The 17,864-nt window shown below is 71.5% G+C and carries 17 protein-coding genes; 11 read left to right on the forward strand and 6 right to left on the reverse strand.

Going from position 1 to position 17,864, the window contains the following annotated elements; all coding sequences use genetic code 11:
- Positions 1 to 33: 33 nt before the first annotated feature.
- Positions 34 to 975, forward strand: a complete 942-nt coding sequence (locus tag HNR68_RS12030) for a heme o synthase (RefSeq protein ID WP_179720474.1) — start codon at positions 34 to 36, stop codon at positions 973 to 975.
- Between the two features lie 43 nt (positions 976 to 1,018).
- Here HNR68_RS12030 and HNR68_RS12035 read toward each other — a convergent pair whose 3' ends face one another.
- The gene (locus HNR68_RS12035; protein WP_179720476.1) at positions 1,019 to 1,987 is read right to left on the reverse strand and encodes a quinone oxidoreductase family protein; all 969 of its coding nucleotides are present in this window, start codon (positions 1,985 to 1,987) and stop codon (positions 1,019 to 1,021) included.
- Between the two features lie 82 nt (positions 1,988 to 2,069).
- Between HNR68_RS12035 and HNR68_RS12040 the strand changes: the two genes are divergently transcribed.
- On the forward strand, positions 2,070 to 2,381 hold the full coding sequence (locus HNR68_RS12040; protein WP_179720478.1) for a hypothetical protein: 312 nt from the start codon (positions 2,070 to 2,072) through the stop codon (positions 2,379 to 2,381).
- A 99-nt stretch (positions 2,382 to 2,480) separates the two neighbouring features.
- A complete protein-coding gene (locus HNR68_RS12045) occupies positions 2,481 to 2,975 on the forward strand; it encodes a transcriptional regulator (RefSeq protein ID WP_179720480.1) in 495 nt (164 codons plus the stop codon).
- Positions 2,976 to 2,981: 6 nt separating this feature from the next.
- Here the strand turns inward: HNR68_RS12045 and HNR68_RS12050 are convergent, their stop codons facing one another.
- From HNR68_RS12050 to mptB, 5 genes are read right to left on the reverse strand one after another with little or no spacing between them, the layout of a single operon-like run.
- Positions 2,982 to 3,935: a COX15/CtaA family protein gene (locus HNR68_RS12050; RefSeq protein ID WP_179720482.1), complete on the reverse strand. Its 954-nt coding sequence runs from the start codon at positions 3,933 to 3,935 to the stop codon at positions 2,982 to 2,984.
- 48 nt (positions 3,936 to 3,983) lie between these two features.
- Positions 3,984 to 4,829 (reverse strand): SCO6745 family protein, encoded by an 846-nt coding sequence (locus HNR68_RS12055; RefSeq protein WP_179720484.1) that lies wholly within the window; start codon positions 4,827 to 4,829, stop codon positions 3,984 to 3,986.
- Positions 4,830 to 4,867: 38 nt separating this feature from the next.
- Positions 4,868 to 5,677, reverse strand: coding sequence for an ABC transporter permease (locus HNR68_RS12060; RefSeq protein WP_343050084.1), 810 nt, complete (start codon positions 5,675 to 5,677; stop codon positions 4,868 to 4,870).
- On the reverse strand, positions 5,674 to 6,609 hold the full coding sequence (locus HNR68_RS12065) for an ATP-binding cassette domain-containing protein (protein WP_179720486.1): 936 nt from the start codon (positions 6,607 to 6,609) through the stop codon (positions 5,674 to 5,676). Before HNR68_RS12065 ends, HNR68_RS12060 begins: the two co-directional genes overlap by 4 nt.
- A gap of 11 nt (positions 6,610 to 6,620) precedes the next feature.
- Positions 6,621 to 8,177: a polyprenol phosphomannose-dependent alpha 1,6 mannosyltransferase MptB gene (gene mptB, locus HNR68_RS12070; protein WP_179720488.1), complete on the reverse strand. Its 1,557-nt coding sequence runs from the start codon at positions 8,175 to 8,177 to the stop codon at positions 6,621 to 6,623.
- A gap of 85 nt (positions 8,178 to 8,262) precedes the next feature.
- On the opposite strand from mptB, the gene HNR68_RS12075 reads away from it, so the two are divergent.
- The 8 genes from HNR68_RS12075 to HNR68_RS12110 all read left to right on the forward strand — a co-directional run bounded on the left by HNR68_RS12075 (position 8,263) and on the right by HNR68_RS12110 (position 17,824).
- On the forward strand, positions 8,263 to 9,018 hold the full coding sequence (locus tag HNR68_RS12075) for a helix-turn-helix domain-containing protein (RefSeq protein WP_179720490.1): 756 nt from the start codon (positions 8,263 to 8,265) through the stop codon (positions 9,016 to 9,018).
- Positions 9,015 to 10,469: a Fe-S cluster assembly protein SufB gene (gene sufB / locus HNR68_RS12080; RefSeq protein ID WP_179720491.1), complete on the forward strand. Its 1,455-nt coding sequence runs from the start codon at positions 9,015 to 9,017 to the stop codon at positions 10,467 to 10,469. The genes HNR68_RS12075 and sufB overlap by 4 nt, the downstream gene beginning before the upstream one ends.
- Position 10,470: 1 nt before the next feature.
- On the forward strand, positions 10,471 to 11,655 hold the full coding sequence (sufD, locus tag HNR68_RS12085; RefSeq protein ID WP_179720493.1) for a Fe-S cluster assembly protein SufD: 1,185 nt from the start codon (positions 10,471 to 10,473) through the stop codon (positions 11,653 to 11,655).
- A gap of 33 nt (positions 11,656 to 11,688) precedes the next feature.
- On the forward strand, positions 11,689 to 12,462 hold the full coding sequence (sufC, locus tag HNR68_RS12090) for a Fe-S cluster assembly ATPase SufC (protein WP_179720495.1): 774 nt from the start codon (positions 11,689 to 11,691) through the stop codon (positions 12,460 to 12,462).
- On the forward strand, positions 12,459 to 13,757 hold the full coding sequence (locus tag HNR68_RS12095; RefSeq protein WP_179720497.1) for a cysteine desulfurase: 1,299 nt from the start codon (positions 12,459 to 12,461) through the stop codon (positions 13,755 to 13,757). Before sufC ends, HNR68_RS12095 begins: the two co-directional genes overlap by 4 nt.
- 24 nt (positions 13,758 to 13,781) lie before the next feature.
- A complete protein-coding gene (sufU, locus tag HNR68_RS12100) occupies positions 13,782 to 14,240 on the forward strand; it encodes a Fe-S cluster assembly sulfur transfer protein SufU (protein WP_179720499.1) in 459 nt (152 codons plus the stop codon).
- Positions 14,237 to 14,647 carry a metal-sulfur cluster assembly factor gene (locus tag HNR68_RS12105; RefSeq protein ID WP_179720501.1) on the forward strand — a complete coding sequence of 137 codons (411 nt, stop codon included), beginning with the start codon at positions 14,237 to 14,239 and terminating at the stop codon, positions 14,645 to 14,647. The genes sufU and HNR68_RS12105 overlap by 4 nt, the downstream gene beginning before the upstream one ends.
- A gap of 618 nt (positions 14,648 to 15,265) precedes the next feature.
- The gene (locus HNR68_RS12110; protein WP_179720503.1) at positions 15,266 to 17,824 is read left to right on the forward strand and encodes a hypothetical protein; all 2,559 of its coding nucleotides are present in this window, start codon (positions 15,266 to 15,268) and stop codon (positions 17,822 to 17,824) included.
- Positions 17,825 to 17,864: the final 40 nt, after the last annotated feature.

Consider the following 17,864-nt stretch of genomic DNA (forward strand, 5'->3'; position numbering starts at 1 on the left):
AAGGAGTGCCATGTCGCCGGTGAGCGCAGCGTCGTGACCACCACCGTCGACGCCCCCCGCGAGCAGCAGCACGCCCGGCGCCCCGCCGAGCTGCTGAAGGCTTACGTGGGCCTGATCAAGCCGCGGGTCATCGAGTTGCTGCTGGTGACCACCATCCCGGCGATGATGCTGGCCGAGCGCGGCATCCCGTCGCCGTGGCTGGTGATCGCCACGCTGGTCGGCGGCACCATGGCCGCGGGCAGCGCCAACGCGCTGAACTGCGTGGCCGACGCCGACATCGACCAGGTCATGAAGCGCACCAGGGCGCGCCCGCTGGTGCGGCACACCGTCTCGAACCGGCACGCGCTGGTCTTCGGCATCGTGCTCGGCATCGGGTCCTTCGCCTGGCTCTGGGCGACGACGAACCTGCTGTCCGCGGTGCTGGCGGTCGGCACGATCCTGTTCTACGTCTTCGTCTACACGCTGGTGCTCAAGCGCCGCACGGCGCAGAACATCGTCTGGGGCGGCGCGGCCGGCTGCATGCCGGTGGTGATCGGCTGGGCCGGGGTGACCGGCCGGGTGGACTGGCCGGCGCTGGTGATGTTCGGCGTCATCTTCTTCTGGACCCCGCCGCACACCTGGGCGCTGGCGATCAAGTACAAGGACGACTACGCGCGCGCCGGGGTGCCGATGCTGCCGGTGGTCGCCGAGCCGGCCTACGTCTCCCGGCAGATCGTCGCCTACACCTGGCTGATGGTGCTCTGGACGCTGCTGCTGGTCCCGGCCACCGGCTGGCTCTACGCGGTGTTCGCGGCGGTGACCGGCGCCTGGTTCCTGGTCCTGGCGCACCGGCTGCACGCGGCGACCAAGCGCGGTGAGAAGACCAAGCCGCTGAAGCTGTTCCACCTGTCCAACACGTACCTGATGGTCGTGTTCGTGGCGCTGGCGGTGGACTGCGCCCTGGGCCTGCCGGTGCTCGGCTGGCCGTTCTCCTGACCGCGGGCGGGGCTCCCCGGGCGGTCCGGGGAGCCCCACTCGCTCACGGCAGCAGCACGAGCTTGCCGGTGGTGCGGCGGCCCTCCAGGTCCTCGTGGGCGCGGCGGGCCTCGGCCAGCGGGTAGGTGCCGCCGACGTGGATGGTGAGCACCCCGTTGCTGATCCACTCGAACAGCTCACCGGCCCGCAAGTCCAGCTCCTCGCGGGTCAGGATGTGGTGCGCCAGGCTCGGGCGGGTCAGGAACACCGATCCGGCCGAGTTCAGCCGCTGCGGGTCCACCGGCGGCACCGGGCCGCTCGCCGCGCCGAACAGCGCGAGCATGCCGCGCGGGCGCAGGCTGGCCAGGCTGGCGTCGAAGGTGGTCTTGCCGACCCCGTCGTAGACCACGTCCACACCGCGCCCGTCGGTGAGGTCGGAGACGGTGGCGGCGACGTCCTCCTCGGTGTAGCGGATGATCTCGTCGGCCCCGGCCTCGCGGGCCAGCTGCTCCTTCTCGGCCGTGGACACGGTGCCGATGACGTTGCCGCCGAGGTGCTTGATCAGCTGCGTCAGCAGCAGCCCCATGCCACCCGCGGCGGCGTGCACCAGCGCGGTCTCCCCGGTCTTCACCGGGTGCGTGGAGGTGACCAGGTAGTGCGCGGTCAGGCCCTGCAGCAGCGCCGCCGCCGCGGTGCGCTCGTCCACGCCCGCTGGGACCCGGACGGCCTTGTCGGCAGGCACCAGCGCCTGCTCGGCGTAGCTGCCCGGGGTCATCGCCCAGGCGACCCGGTCGCCGACCGAGAACTCGGTCACCCCGTCACCCACCGCGACCACCTCGCCGGCGCCCTCGGAGCCGGGGGTGAAGGGCAGCTCCACCGAGTAGATGCCGCTGCGCTGGTAGGTGTCGATGAAGTTCACGCCGCTCGCCGCGACCCGCACCAGCAGCTGGCCGGGCTGCGGTTCCGGCGCGTCGACCTCGGTGAGCTGCAGGACCTCGGGTCCGCCGTGCTCCGCTACCCGGATGGCTCGCATGGTGTCTCCTCCTGTGCGTGGTCGTCTGCTGGGATCAGCCCGCTGCGCCGATCATCCCACCAGGTTGTTCTAGGATCGCGGTATGACGACGGCTACTGAAGAGACCACTGCTCCCGCCCGCAAGGCGATCGCGGCCGCCAAGGCGTTCGTCAGCGCCCACGGCGACTCCGCCCGCGCGGTCGTGGAGAACCTCGGGCAGCCCGGTGCGCGCGTCGTGCTGATCGGGCAGGACGGCCGGATCGGTGACGTCGTGGTGCCCGACGTCGCGACCGGGAACGCCCTGGTCGAGGCCGTCGAGGGGCTGTCCGCCCACGAGTGGGACGCGGACACCGTCGCGGCCGTGAAGATCGGTGCCGCGCACCGCCGGAAGATGGCCGGTCCGCGCGCCCGCTGACCCTGCCCACCCGACACGCCGGTCGGTCACGGGTGACGACGACCTTCGCTGTGGTTTACCGTTTTAGCGAGGACTGAACTCGATCACCCTGGAGTCGTCGTGCCCGAGTACGTGCAGCGCACCGACCGGCCGGCCATGTCGGAGTGGATCGAGCAGATGGCGGCGCACTTCGAAGCCAGCGAGGGCATGCCGCTGATCGCCGGGAGGATCCTGGCGTTCCTGCTCGTCTGCGACCCGCCGGAACGCACCGCCGCCGAGCTCTCCCTCGCGCTGGCCGCCAGCACCGGCTCCATCAGCACCAACGTGCGGCTGCTCATGCGGCTCGGCGTGGTCTCCAAGACCACCCGCCAGGGCCGGGAAGCCGCGCTGTACCGGGTGGAGGAGGACCGCTGGCCGGAACTCGTCCGCCACCGGATGGAGCGGGTGGTCGGCCTGGAGGAGCTCACCGCGGCCGGCCTGCGCATGTTCAGCGGCCAGGGCGAGCGCGCCCGGCGCCTGCGCGCGGTGCACGAGTTCTACCAGTGGCTGTCCGGCGAGATGCCCGAGCTGTGGCGCCGCTGGGAACGCGAGGGCAGGCCGAAGCTCCGCTTCTGACCCGGCTCAGGCCGCGGCGGGCTCGGCCGCCTTCGGCGCCTCGATCGGCTCCGGCAGCGGACCGCGGTAGCGGGACTCGCCCCACAGCAGGGCGGTGACGATGATCACCAGCGTGGCCGCGGCCATGTGCAGCACGACCATCGCCTCCGGGACGCCGAGGTGGTACTGGATCGAGCCGATCGCGCCCTGCACGAGCACCATGGCGCACGCCGCGCCGTAGGTCTTCAGCAGCGCCTTGGTGGGGCGGGCGCTGCGCAGCCACACGCCGAACACCGCGAGGATGAGCACGTAGGCCATCACCAGCAGGCCGTGCACCTGGACCAGGCCGTGCACCGGCAGGCCCAGCCGCGGGGTGTCCGGGTCGCCGGCGTGCGGGCCCGCCGCGGTCACCAACGTGCCCGCGACCAGCACCGCGGCGGTCACCGCGACCAGGGCGACCAGCAGCGCGCGCATCCGCGTCGGCACCACGCCGACCGGCTCGCGGTCGCCCTCCTTGGTGGCCTTGTACAGCAGCGTGGCCAGCCAGATCAGCACCGCCGAGGCCATGAAGTGGACCGACACGCTCCACCAGGCCAGGTTCACCAGCACCGTCATGCCGCCGATGATCGCCTGCGCGATGACGCCCAGGGGCATGACCAGCGCGAGCCGGACCAGTCGCGTGCGCCGCGGCCGGCAGCGCAGCGCGGCCACGAAGCAGGCCAGCGCGACGAAGCCGATCACGCCCGTCAGCAGCCGGTTGCCGAACTCGATCACCTGGTGCAGCGTCGCCACCTCGGGGTGCTCGACGGGCACCATGCTGCCGGGGAAGCACTGCGGCCAGGTGGGGCAGCCGAGCCCGGAGCCGGTCACGCGCACCGTCACACCGGTCACCGAGATCAGCGCCTGCATCACCAGCACCGCGAGCGCCAGGGTGCGCACGACGCGCGGGGACGGGCGGGAGATCCACGTTGGAAGCGGCACGCTCCGATGGTAGCCGCGGGCGTGGACCCGCCCGTCCGCAGGCCCAGCTCAGTCGCGGCCGAAGAAGTCGCGCGGCAGAGCGCCGGCCTTGAGCAGCGTCCGGGTCAGCTGGCGGCCGGTTTCGACCAGCTCCTCGGTCCGGGCCTCGCCCAGCGCGCGCCACGGGGCCATCGACATCGCGTCGGTCGCCACCTCGACCTCCTCGCGCAGCGCGAGCCCCGCCTCGGTGCACCCGCCCTCGTCGTCGACCAGACCGCGCTCGCGCAGCTGCTGCTCCGCCTCGGCCCACTGGGCCTCGCTCCACTCGCGCAGCGTCCGCGCCGCCGACGGCTTGAAGCCCTCGCCGGTCGCGCTGTGCAGCGCCAGTGCCTGCAGACCGCTGAGGTCGGCGTGCTGCAGGGCCGCGATGTGCGCGTCGCCGCGGAACTCGCGCAGCAGCGTGACCGCGTGCCAGAGGCGCAGGTGCGGCTCGTCCGGCCAGTCCAGGTCGGCGTGCGCGGCGAACAGCGGCTTGCCCTCCGGGCCGCACGCCAGGCTCGCCTCGCGGGCCAGCTCGGCCGCCCCGGTCACCGCCGGCGAGGCGACGTCGTCGAGCATCCGGCGCAGCGCCGCGTCGGCCGCGCGGAAGCGGGCCTCCAGCACCGCGCTCGGGGAGGCGATCGACCAGGCGCGCGGGATGTGCTTGGCGACCGACTCGGGGTTGAAGTTGTAGAAGGTCGCCGCGACCACGCCGGGCCCGACCGGACCCATCGCCGCCGACCGGCCCGCGTAGTAGGACATCCGGCCCCGTTCCAGGCCGAGGGCAGCGAAGCCCTCCTCGGCTTCCGGGGCGAAGTAGATCATCGAGTGGATGACTTCCAGGGCGCTCTTGGCCCGGCGGGCGATCTCGGTCATGGCCACACCCTAGATCCGGTGGGCGCCCGCGTCACGGCTCAGGTGAGGCGGGTGGTGCGCACCGCCGCGGCGCCGCACACCGCGCCCCAGGCCAGCAGCACGAGGACTGGCTGCGGGCCCGGCAGCGTGCCGTTGACCAGCACGGCGTCCAGCGCGGCCGCGAGCGCCCCGGACGGCAGGAACCCGGCCAGCGTCCCCAGCGGGCCGGGCAGGTCCGCGGCGGGCAGCGCCAGCCCACCGGCCAGCAGCAGGACGAACCAGATCGCGTTGGCCAGCGCCAGCACGATCTCGGCCCGCAGCGCGCCGCCCACCAGCACCCCGGCGGCGCCGAAGACGAGCGCGCCCAGCACCAGCAGCGGCACCGCGGGCAGCAGCCCGGACAGGTGCGGCGACCAGCCCAGCAGCACCGCGACCACCCCGAGCACGACCGCCTGCAGCGCCACCACCAGCAGCGTCGCCAGCACCCGGCCGGAGATGAGCGTCCAGCGCGGCAGCGCCGTCGCGGACAGGCGCTTGAGCACGCCGTAGCGGCGGTCGAAGCCGAGCGCGATCGCCTGCCCGGTGAACGCCGTGGACATCACCGCCAGCGCCAGGATCCGCGGCACCACCGAGTTCACCCGCGGCTCCGGCAGGTCCCCGATGTGCAGCTCGCTGAGGCCGACCAGCAGCGCCAGCGGGATGACCAGGGTGAGCAGCGCCTGCTCGCCGTGCCGGACGATGAGCAGCGCCTCGACGCGGGTCTGCGCCAGCAGCATCCGCAGCGGCCGGCCCCGCCCCGGCTTCGGGGTGAAGGTGCCGGCCGGGAACTGGGCGCCGAGCTCCGGTGTGGCGTTGGCCTCGGCGTTCACGATCGCAGCTCCCGTCCGGTCAGCTCCAGGAAGACGTCCTCCAGGCTGCGGCGCGTCACCCGCAGCTCCTGCGCCAGCACCCCGTGCTGGGCGCACCAGGCGGTCACCGTGGACACCACCTGGGGGTCCACGTGGCCACGGACCACGTAGTCGCCCGGCCGCAGCTCACTGGCCTGGCAGTCCTCCGGCAGCGCGGCCAGCAGCAGGTTCAGGTCCAGCCCGGTCTGGGAGCGGAAGCGCAGCTCCTGCTTGCCGTCCTCGGGCTCGGTCAGCTCGGCGGCGGTGCCGTCGGCGACCGCGCGGCCGTGGTCGACGATCACCACCCGGTCGGCCAGCGCCTCGGCCTCGTCCATCAGGTGCGTGGTGAGCAGCACGCTCACCCCGTCGCGGCGCAGCGCGCCGACGAGGTCCCAGACCAACCGCCGCGCCTGCGGGTCCATGCCCGCGGTCGGCTCGTCGAGGAACACCAGCTCCGGCCGCCCCACCAGCGCGCAGGCCAGCGACAACCGCTGCTGCTGGCCGCCGGAGAGCCGCTTGTAGGGGGTGCGACGGGCGCCGGCCAGGCCGAGCACGTCCAGCAGCCACGCCGGGTCCAGCGGGTCCGCGGCGCAGGCGGCGACCAGTTCGAGCATCTCGTCGGCCCGCACCCCGGGGTAGGCGCCGCCGCCCTGCGGCATCACGCCGATCCGGGGCCGCAGCGCCTCGGCCTGGGTGTGCGGGTCCAGCCCGAGCACGCGGACCTCGCCGGAGTCGGGGCGCTGGAAGCCCTCGCAGATCTCCACGGTCGTCGTCTTGCCCGCGCCGTTCGGCCCGAGCAGCGCCAAGACGCTGCCGCGCGGCAAGCACAGGTCGAGGCCGGCGACGGCGACGGTGTCACCGAAGCGCTTCTCCAGTCCGCGCAGCTGGACGGCCGGACCATCGGCGTTGCTCACGGGAACCAAGCCTATTGCGTGACCGGCCGAACACCGCTGCGGGTCGGCAGCAGCCGGGGCACCTTGCCGCGCACCAGCCACAGCGTGATCGCGAAGGCGATGACCGCGGCGATCACGGCCAACGGGATCTGGTACACGCGCAGCGGGAAGCCGGCCCCGGTCGGTGGCACGAACAGCGACACCGCGGCGCAGATCACCGCGGCGGTGACCCGGAACCGGTTGTTGTTGGTCGCCAGCGCCAGCGGCACCACCGACCACAGCAGGTACCAGGGCCACAGCACCGGCACGGCCAGCGCCAGCGTCAGGTAGGTGATGCCCATCCCGGCCAGCGGCTCGACGCGCCCGCGGAAGGACAGCCAGAGCATCCGCACGCACACCACCGCGACCACCAGGTAGCCGATGATCTTGGTGATCACCAGCATCGCGTCCGTCTGGTTGCCCAGCCCCAGCAGCGTGCTCAACCCGCCGCCGGTCATGCCGAACGCGGTCAGCGGCGCCATGAACGTCTTGACCCGGTTCGGCACGTCGAAGGTGTCGATCCAGCCCAGGCCCCAGCCGCTGGCGACCGTGATGATCGTCATGGTGGTCAGGAACACCGCGGTGAGCAGCGCCGCCACCCCGAACAGGTCGCGGAACCGGCCGCCCCGGCGCAGCGCCAGGTAGATGCCGAAGAAGCCGAGCGCGATCCAGCCCGGCGGCTTGATCGCCCCCGCGATGCTGAGCAGCACGCCGGCGGCGATGGTGCCCGGCAGCGTCTGGTAGCGCAGGCCCAGCTCGATCGCGGCCAGCATGATGCCGACCATCAGGGCCTCGTTGTGCATGCCGCTGACCACGTGGAACAGCACGATCGGGTTGGCCGCGCCGAGCCACAGCGCGGCGGCCGGGTGCACCCCGCAGCGGCGCGCCAGTCGCGGGATCGCCCAGATCGCCAGGGCCAGACCGCACAGCATCACGACGCGCCACACCAGCACCCCGAACACCACGTCGTCGCCGACGACGCGGGAGATGACCTGCCCGAACATGAGGAACAGCGGCCCGTACGGGGACGGGGTGTCGCGCCAGATGTTGGGCACGTTCGCGGTGAACGGGTGGTCCACGCCCAGCGCGGCGGCCGAGCCCAGCACGTACGGGTTGAAGCCCCGGGCGGCCACCTCGCTCTGCGCCAGGTAGCTGTACATGTCGGTGCTGAACAGCGGCGGGGCCAGCGCCAGCGGCAGCGCCCACATCGCCAGCGTGCGGGCCAGCTGGGTCACCGACAGCATCCGCCCGCGTCCCGGCCAGCACAGCCGGCCCAGCCACAGCCAGGCGATCACGACCATGAAGATGCCCAGCCAGCAGCAGGCCATGGCCACCGTCGGCACCCGGACGGGCAGCCCGATCAGCCGGGCCCCGGACAGCGGGTTGTCCACCGGGGCAGCCCCGGCGCCGATCGATCCGACGGCGAGCACCAGCGAGCCGGTGGTGCCGAACCGGCGGACCACGTCGAGCTGACGCCGCTCGCCCCGGTCCAGGGGTTCGGCCGCCTCGTCGGGAGCCGTTCGTCTGCTGGTCGCTTCACCTGCCGCCACGACGACGTAGCGTAATCGCGTGAGTCAGGTCACGGGCGCGCCCTGCGTTCTGGTGCCCCGGGCCGAAATAGGTAACATTCGTGTTGTGAAAAACGTCGGGACGTCAACCGCTGCGGCGGCCGAGCCGGGCCAGGCCGCCCAGCACGGCACGCACGGCGACGGACGCACCCGGCACGCGGTCGCGCGATTGCTGCTGGAACGAGGACCGATCACCGCTGCAGCGGTGGCCGACGAACTCGGGTTGAGCCCCACCGCGGTGCGCCGGCACCTCGACGTGCTGGTCGCCGAGGGCGAGGCCCACACCCGGGAGGCCTCCCCGCGGAGGCGTCGGGGCCGTGGCCGGCCGGCCAAGCTCTTCCTCCTCACCGAGGTGGGCAGGGCACGGTTCGGGCACGCCTACGACGACCTGGCGGTGGCCGCACTGCGGTTCATCGCCGAGCACGACGGCGAGCAGGCGGTCCGCGAGTTCGCCGAGCGACGGATGGCCGCCCTGGTGGCCAACCACCGCGAGGCGCTGGCGGCCGCCCGCAACCCGGCGGAGCGCGCTGAGGCCCTTGCCGACGCGCTCACCAGGGAGGGCTACGCTGCCTCGACGCGAAGCGTCGGAAGCGGCGAGCAGCTCTGCCAGCACCACTGCCCGGTGGCGCACGTCGCTGCGGACTTCCCGCAGCTGTGCGAGGCCGAGACCGCGGCTTTCGCCGAGGTCCTCGGCACCCACGTGCAGCGGTTGGCCACCATCGCGAACGGCGATGCGGTCTGCACCACGCACGTGCCGACCACGCGGTTCGCGGATCCCGACCCGAACACCGCCCCGAATCCTGATGGAGGGGAGCCCGTATGACTGCCGCTGCGGAGCAGCGCACACCCACCACGGCTGACCAGCAGTTGAGCCAGGACGAGATCCTGGCCAGTGTCGGCAACTACGAGTACGGCTGGGCCGACCCGGACGTCGCGGGCGCCAGCGCCCGCCGTGGTCTGGACGAGGACGTCGTCCGTGACATCTCGGCGAAGAAGGACGAGCCCGAGTGGATGCTCGAGGCCCGTCTGAAGGCGCTGCGGTTGTTCGACCGCAAGCCGATGCCGAACTGGGGTGCCGACCTGTCCGGCATCGACTTCGACAACATCAAGTACTTCGTCCGCTCCACCGAGCAGCAGGCCCAGACCTGGGACGACCTGCCCGAGGACATCAAGCGGACCTACGACAAGCTGGGCATCCCGGAGGCGGAGAAGCAGCGCCTCGTCGCGGGTGTGGCCGCCCAGTACGAGTCGGAGGTCGTCTACCACAAGATCCGCGACGACCTCGAGGCCCAGGGCGTCATCTTCCTGGACACCGACACCGGCCTGAAGGAACACCCGGAGCTGTTCAAGGAGTACTTCGGCTCGGTCATCCCGGCCGGTGACAACAAGTTCTCCGCGCTGAACACCGCGGTCTGGTCGGGCGGCTCCTTCATCTACGTGCCGCCGGGCGTGCACGTCGACATCCCGCTGCAGGCCTACTTCCGGATCAACACCGAGAACATGGGCCAGTTCGAGCGGACCCTGATCGTCGTCGACGAGGGTGCCTACGTGCACTACGTCGAGGGCTGCACCGCGCCGATCTACTCCAGCGACTCGCTGCACTCGGCCGTCGTCGAGATCGTCGTCAAGAAGGGCGCCCGCTGCCGCTACACGACGATCCAGAACTGGTCGAACAACGTCTACAACCTGGTCACCAAGCGCGCCAAGGCCGAAGAGGGCGCGACCATGGAGTGGGTCGACGGCAACCTCGGCTCCAAGGTGACCATGAAGTACCCGTCGGTGTTCCTGATGGGCGAGCACGCCAAGGGCGAGGTGCTCTCGGTGGCGTTCGCCGGTGAGGGCCAGCACCAGGACGCCGGCGCGAAGATGGAGCACCTGGCGCCGCACACCTCCTCGACGATCGTCTCCAAGTCGATCGCCCGCGGCGGTGGCCGCACCTCCTACCGGGGCCTGGTGAAGGTCGCCAAGCGCGCCCGCCACTCCTCGTCGAACGTCAAGTGCGACGCGCTGCTGGTCGACACCATCAGCCGCTCCGACACCTACCCGTACGTCGACGTCCGCAACGACGACGTCGCCATGGGCCACGAGGCCACGGTGTCGAAGGTCAGCGACGACCAGCTGTTCTACCTGATGCAGCGGGGCCTGACCGAGGACGAGGCGATGGCGATGATCGTGCGCGGCTTCGTCGAGCCGATCGCCCGCGAACTCCCCATGGAATACGCACTGGAACTGAACCGACTGATCGAGCTGCAGATGGAAGGGGCCGTCGGCTGAGATGACGAGCACCACCAAGACCGACGCCCAGCACGGCCTCGGCGAGCACTCGCACGGCGGCGCCGTCGTGCCGCAGGTCTCCCGGGGGTCGCGCTTCACCTCCTACGACGTCGAGGCCTTCGAGGTCCCCGGCGGTCGCGAGGAGGACTGGCGGTTCACGCCGCTGAAGCGGCTCAAGGGCCTGCACGACGGCACCGCCACCGCGACCGGCAACATCAAGGTCGAGGTCACCGGCGACGGGGCGACCGTGGAGACCGTGGGTCGCGAGGACGCGCGGATCGGTGAGGGCGGCGTGCCCGCCGACCGCGTCGCCGCGCAGGCGTGGAGCTCCTTCACCGAGGCGACCGTCGTCACCGTCCCCAAGGAGACCAAGCCGGAGGGCCCGATCACCGTCACGGTGCACGGGCCGGGCGAAGGTCAGGTCGCGTTCGGGCACATCCAGGTGCGTGCCGAGCAGTTCGCCGAAGCCGTGGTCGTCGTCGACTACCGCGGCTCCGGCACGCTGGGCGACAACATCGAGTTCGTCGTCGGCGACGGTGCGCAGCTGCGCGTCATCTCGGTGCACGACTGGGAGGACGACGCCACCCAGGTGAGCTCCGAGCACGCCAAGCTGGGCCGCGACGCGGTGTTCCGGCACCTGGCGGTCACCCTCGGCGGTGACCTGGTGCGGGTCAACACCACCGTCAACTACGGGGACCGGGGTGGCGACGCCGAGCTGCTCGGCCTGTACTTCGCCGACGCCGGTCAGCACCTCGAGCACCGGATGCTGGTCGACCACGCGGTGCCGAACTGCCGCAGCAACGTGCTGTACAAGGGCGCGCTGCAGGGCGACTCGGCGCACTCGGTGTGGATCGGTGACGTGCTGATCCGTGCCGAGGCCGAGGGCACCGACACCTACGAGCTCAACCGCAACCTGGTGCTGACCGAGGGCGCGCGTGCCGACTCGGTGCCGAACCTGGAGATCGAGACCGGTGAGATCGAGGGCGCCGGCCACGCCAGCGCCACCGGCCGCTTCGACGACGAGCAGCTGTTCTACCTGCAGGCCCGGGGCATCCCGCAGGACCAGGCCCGCCGCCTGGTGGTGCGCGGCTTCTTCGGCGAGCTGCTGCAGAAGATCACCGTGCCCGAGGTCCGCGAGCGGCTCGAAGCCGCCATCGAGGACGAACTCGCCGTCGTCGGCGCCTGACCCCCAAGCCTGAACAGGAGATCGAAGAAGACAATGGCCACCCTGGAGATCAAGGACCTGCACGGCTCGGTCCTCACCGAGGAAGGCGCCAAGCCGATCCTCAACGGCGTCAACCTGACCGTCCGCTCGGGCGAGATCCACGCGATCATGGGCCCGAACGGTTCCGGCAAGTCGACGCTGGCCTACGCCATCGCCGGTCACCCGAAGTACCAGATCGACTCCGGCTCGGTGCTGCTCGACGGCGAGGACGTGCTGGAGATGAGCGTCGACGAGCGGGCTCGCGCGGGTCTGTTCCTCGCCATGCAGTACCCGGTCGAGGTGCCGGGCGTGTCGATGTCGAACTTCCTGCGCACCGCGGCGACCGCGGTCCGCGGCGAGGCGCCGCAGATCCGCAAGTGGGTCAAGGAAGTCAAGCAGGCCATGTCGGACCTGGACATCGACCCGTCGTTCGCCGAGCGGAGCGTCAACGAGGGCTTCTCCGGCGGTGAGAAGAAGCGGCACGAGATCCTGCAGCTGGACCTGCTGGACCCGAAGTTCGCGATCCTGGACGAGACCGACTCCGGTCTGGACGTCGACGCGCTGCGGGTCGTGTCGCAGGGCGTCAACCGGTACCACGCCAAGGGCGGCAAGGGCGTCCTGCTGATCACGCACTACACCCGGATCCTGAAGCACATCACCCCGGACTACGTGCACGTCTTCGCCGACGGCAAGGTCGTGGAGTCGGGCGGGGCCGAGCTGGCCGACGAGCTGGAGGCCAACGGCTACGTGCGCTTCACTGCGAAGAAGGAGGCGGCAGCCCAGTCATGACCGTTCAGCCTCCTCGCACCGGCGGTGCGAGCACGCCGTTGGACGTGGCGGCGATCCGCGCGGACTTCCCGATCCTGGGACGCACCATCCGCGACGGGCGTCGCCTGGTGTACCTCGATTCCGGGGCGACCTCGCAACGGCCGCGCCAGGTGCTCGACGCGGAGCGCTCCTTCCTGGAGCACTCCAACGCGGCGGTGCACCGCGGTGCGCACCAGCTCGCCGAGGAGGCCACGGACGCGTACGAGGGCGCCCGGGAGCGCATCGCCGGCTTCGTCGGCGTCGACGCGGACGAGGTGGTGTTCACCAAGAACGCCACCGAGGGCGTCAACCTGGTCGCCTACGCGATGAGCAACGCCGCGACGGCCGGGGCGGAGGCCGAGCGCTTCCGCCTCGGCCCCGGTGACGAGGTCGTGGTGACCGAGATGGAGCACCACGCGAACCTGGTGCCGTGGCAGCAGGTGTGCGAGCGCACCGGTGCCACGCTGCGCTGGTTCGGCGTCACCGACGAGGGTCGCCTGGACCTGTCCGACGTGGCGGGCGTGATCACCGAGCGGACCAAGGTGGTGGCCTTCACCCACCAGTCGAACGTGCTGGGCACGGTGAACCCGACGGAGCAGGTCGTCGAGCGGGCCCGCCAGGTCGGTGCGCTGGTGGTGCTGGACGCCTGCCAGTCGGTGCCGCACAAGCCGGTCGACTTCAAGGCGCTCGGGGTGGACTTCGCGGTGTTCTCCGGGCACAAGATGCTGGGCCCGTCCGGCATCGGCGTGCTCTACGGACGCCGCGAGCTGCTGGCGGCGATGCCGCCGTTCATCACCGGCGGCTCGATGATCGAAGTGGTGCACATGGAGCGCTCCACGTTCGCCGCGCCGCCGCAGCGGTTCGAGGCCGGCGTGCCGATGACCTCCCAGGCGGTCGGCCTGGGCGCGGCGGTGGACTACCTGAGCGCGATCGGCATGGACCGCGTCGCCGACCACGAGCGGCAGCTCACCGAGCTGGCGCTGCGCGAGCTGTCGGCGGTCGACGGGGTGCGCATCATCGGCCCGACCAGCGTCGAGGACCGCGGTGGCACCGTGTCGTTCGTGGTCGACGGGGTGCACCCGCACGACGCCGGCCAGGTGCTGGACGACCAGGGCGTGGAGGTCCGGGTCGGGCACCACTGCGCGTGGCCGCTGCACCGCAGGATGGGAATTCCGGCGACCGTGCGGGCGTCGTTCTACTTGTACAACGAACTGGACGAGGTCAAGGCGTTGGTGGACGCGGTGCGCGAGGCGCAGCGCTTCTTCGGGGTGGCTTGACCGGACCTGCCGGGGAAACTCTTCATGCAGCTGGAGCAGATGTACCAGGAGATCATCCTGGACCACTACCGCAATCCGCACCGCCACGGGCTGCGGGAGCCCTACGACGCCGAGTCGTTCCAGGTCAACCCGACCTGCGGCGACGAGGTCACCCTCCGGGTTCGGTTGATCGGTGCCGACGAGGACGCGATCGTGGAGGACGTGTCCTACGCGGGGCAGGGTTGTTCGATCAGCCAGGCCTCCGTGTCGGTGCTGACAGACCTGGTGGTCGGCAAGCCGCTGAAGGAGGCGATGGCCACTGAGTCGGCGTTCAGCGAGCTGATGCACGGCCGTGGCAAGGTGGAGCCGGACGAGGACGTCCTGGAGGACGGCATCGCCTTCGCGGGCGTGGCGAAGTACCCGATGCGCGTGAAGTGCGCGCTGCTGGGTTGGATGGCTTTCAAGGACGCGGTGTCCCGCGTCGTTGTCGAGGAGGCTTCATGAGCGAGCAAGCCCCGGTGCAGCAGGAGACCGACGTCGAACGGACCGCCGAAGCGCTGCCCGACCAGACGTCGCCGTCCGCCGAGGTCGCCTCGCTGGAAGACGTCGAGGAGGCGCTGCGTGACGTCGTGGACCCCGAGCTGGGGATCAACGTCGTCGACCTCGGCCTGGTGTACGACATCCGGGTCGAGGAGGACAACACCGCCACCGTCGACATGACGTTGACCTCGGCGGCGTGCCCGCTGACCGACGTCATCGAGGAGCAGGCGCGGGCCGCGCTCACCGGTGGCCCGGGCGGCGGTCTCGTCAAGGACTTCCGCATCAACTGGGTGTGGATGCCCCCGTGGGGGCCGGAGAAGATCACGGAGGAAGGCCGCGAGCAGCTGCGTGCTCTCGGGTTCACCGTGTGATCTCCAGGTCCGACGCGAACCAGGGGTGTCGGGCGTTCGTCGCCCGGCGCCCCTCTTTCGTGCCCGCTGTGGAGTTGTCAAGGTCCTTGCCCCGCCGCGGCGGGGTGTTCTGACTGGGACCCGGGTCCGGCGTCGGCTGACCGGTGGGGTGCGGGTCGGCGCGTTCCCGGTCGGTCTCGCGCTGGCGGACCCGCGTCACGGCGACGGCCCGGTGCGGAGCGACCGCTGACGACGTGCTCGGTGGTCCCCGCAGTGGTCGCGACCGTTCCCGGCTCGGTCGCGGACCGTCTCGCTGTGGTCCCACGCGGTGCTGCGCATCGGGAATCCCTCCTGTGGCGCGGTGGTCGTGCCGGTGTTCTCGTCGGTCCACACCGGACGGTGGGGTCATCGGCGGGCTCATGCCTCGATGATGCCAGGTGTCGAACACGGTTTCGATCGATCACCTGTCGCTCGATGCGGTGATCATCGCGCCGGGGCCGGTCCTCGACGGTCGACCGCCCAGGCATCCGCGGAGGAGGCCCTCCACGCCCACCCGGCTCCGCTATCTTGCGCTGCAGATCGTGGGCAGAGGGGAGCGAGCGGTTGGGGCGGGGCACGTGGAGGGCGGATCTCTCACCCGTGGAGGAGCGCCTGTGCGAGGCGTTCGAACGTCGCGAACCCCTGGAGCTGGACGGCGAGGCCGTCCGCGCCGACGTCATCGCGCGCCTGGTCACGGCACCCCACGAGGAAGGGCGGCGCCGTTCGTTCCAACTGAGCGGAGCCGAGATCACCGGCGATCTGGACCTGTCCGACTGCGCCGTCCCGGTCCCCGTCCACCTCGAAGGGTGCCGGTTCGACGGCGAAGTCCTGCTCCACGACGCCCGCGCTGCCCGCATCCACCTGGACTCCTGCGAGGTCACCGCGATCCGCGCCGCCCGGCTGCGTTGCGAAGGGCCGTTGGCGCTGAGCCACCTGCGCGAGGTCGGGCACATCGACCTCGAGGACGCGCGGACGGCGGGCGACCTCGTGCTGACCGGGAGTCGTGTCCACAACGACGACAACGCCGTGGACCTCATGGGCGCCCAGGTCGACGGCGACCTGATCGCGACCGGGATCGATCTCGCGGGCACGTTCTTCATGGCGGGCGCCGTCGTGACGGGCTTCCTGTTCCTCGACGAGGCGACGCTGAGCAGCCCCGGGGGCATGACGGTCTTCGCCAAGGTGGCCAACATCGGTCTCGACGTGTTCGCGGGATCTGTGCGCAGCGACGGCGAGCTCCACTTCTCCGGCGCGCGCGTCGGAGGTGACGTCCAGCTCCGCGACGCGGAGGTCGAGCAACCGGGTGATCGCGCGATCGACCTGTGCCGAGCCGAGGTCCGCGGCTCGGTGTACCTGTCGGACGGGTTCCGCTGCGCTGGGACCGTGGACATCAGGCACGCCGCCATCTCCGGGCAACTCCGGTTGGACGAGGGCGAGATCTCCGAACCGGCCGGCGACGTCGCGATCGCTCTCGACTGGTCGGACGTGACCGACGGGGTCGAAGCTCTGGAGGCCCCCGAGGTGACGGGCTTCGTCAACCTCGTCGGTACCCGCATCGGTGGTGCGTTCCGGCTCTGCGGCGCACGGCTCCACGGTCGCGGCGGGCTCGCCGTCAACGCGTTCGGCGCTTCGTTCGGCACCGGGTTCCGGCTGGAGCGGGCGACCCGGGTCACGGAGCAGGTCTCGCTGGCCAACTGCACCATCAACGGCGACGTCATGCTCGACGGGATCGACGCTGTCGTGGTCAACCTGAACAACTGCGCGGTCACCGGCGACGTCTCGCTCACCGCGGCGACGTTGACGAACTCCGGCGCGAAAGCGCTCGGCATCGCGAACAGCGAGATCTCCGGTGACGTCCTCCTCGACGGGATGCGCGTGGTCGGCGGGCTGCGGCTGACCGGCAACAAGGTGGGCGGCGACCTGGACCTGCACACGTCGTCGCTGGAAGGTCCTGGCGGAGGGGAGCACGTCGCGTACTTCGCCGACACGACCGTCGAGGGGGCGATCTGGGCGAACCAGGAGTTCCGGTGCACCGGCTCGATGCGGGTGGTCAACGTCGTCACCCCCCACGCGACCTTCGCCGGGGCCGAGCTGACCTCTCCCGGCACCGTCGCGCTGACCATGTCGAGCATGACAGCGGACAACCTGGTCCTGGCCGACGTCTCGGTCGACGGTGGGGTGGCCCTGACGTCCTCCACCGTGGCCCACGTGCTGCGGATGACCGCGGCGACGGTGACCGGCGGCGCTCTCCGGGAGGACCTGGACGAGCTCGGGGCCTTCTCCCTGAACCTCACCGGCACCTCCGTGGGTCGCCGGATCGACCTGGGGCGCAGCGAGTTCCGGCGCAAGGTCGTGCTGACGGACGCGACCGTTGGTGACCTCCGGTTCGACGGTGCCGTGCTCGGCGGCGACTGCGCGCTCGACGCCGCGCGGCTGAAGGCCGGGGTGCTCCGGCTCCTGCCTGGGGAGGCCCCTGCTGGGTCGGTGCACTTGGCGAACGCGCAGGTCGACCTCCTGCTGGACCGGGCGGACGCGTGGCCGGTGGGGAGTGAGATCGACCTGTCCGGGTTCGCCTACAGCCGTCTCGGCACCGGGATGACGCTGCGGCAGCGGCTGGACTGGCTGGCCCGTGCGACGCCGAAGTTCGCTCCGGGCCCGTACGAGCAGCTGGCCACGTGCTTGACCGCGGCGGGCAACGACGACGACGCGCGTGCGGTGCGGCTCGCTGCGGTCCGGCGGTCCTACCAGCAGTGGGGAGCGCGGGGGACGCTCGCGCGGACCGGCCACCTGCTCAGGCGGGCGTGGGGTGGTGTGCAGGACCTCGTCCTCGGCTACGGCTACCGGTCGGCGCGCGCTGTGGTGCTGTTCGTGTTCCTCTGGATCGCTGGCGGTGCCGCCTTCGCGCTGGGGAGCGGGCCCTGCCTCAGCGGGGGAGCGGCCGAACCGGGGCCGTGCCCGGTCAAGGCCGACGAGCACCCCACCTGGGACCCGTTCCTGTACGCCTTGGACCTGCTCATCCCGCTGCTGGACCTCGGGCACGAGAAGGCCTGGGACGTGGTCGGTCCGTCCAAGGCCGTCATGTGGGTGCTGATGGTGTCCGGCTGGGTGCTGGCCACCGCGATCATCGCGGCGGCCAGCAGGACCCTGCGCCGGGGCTGAGCCTCACCCCGCGCAGGGGAGGCCGGTGCGGCGCCCGGGG

The sequence above is a fragment of the Saccharopolyspora hordei genome, assembly GCF_013410345.1.
Taxonomy (GTDB): domain Bacteria; phylum Actinomycetota; class Actinomycetes; order Mycobacteriales; family Pseudonocardiaceae; genus Saccharopolyspora; species Saccharopolyspora hordei.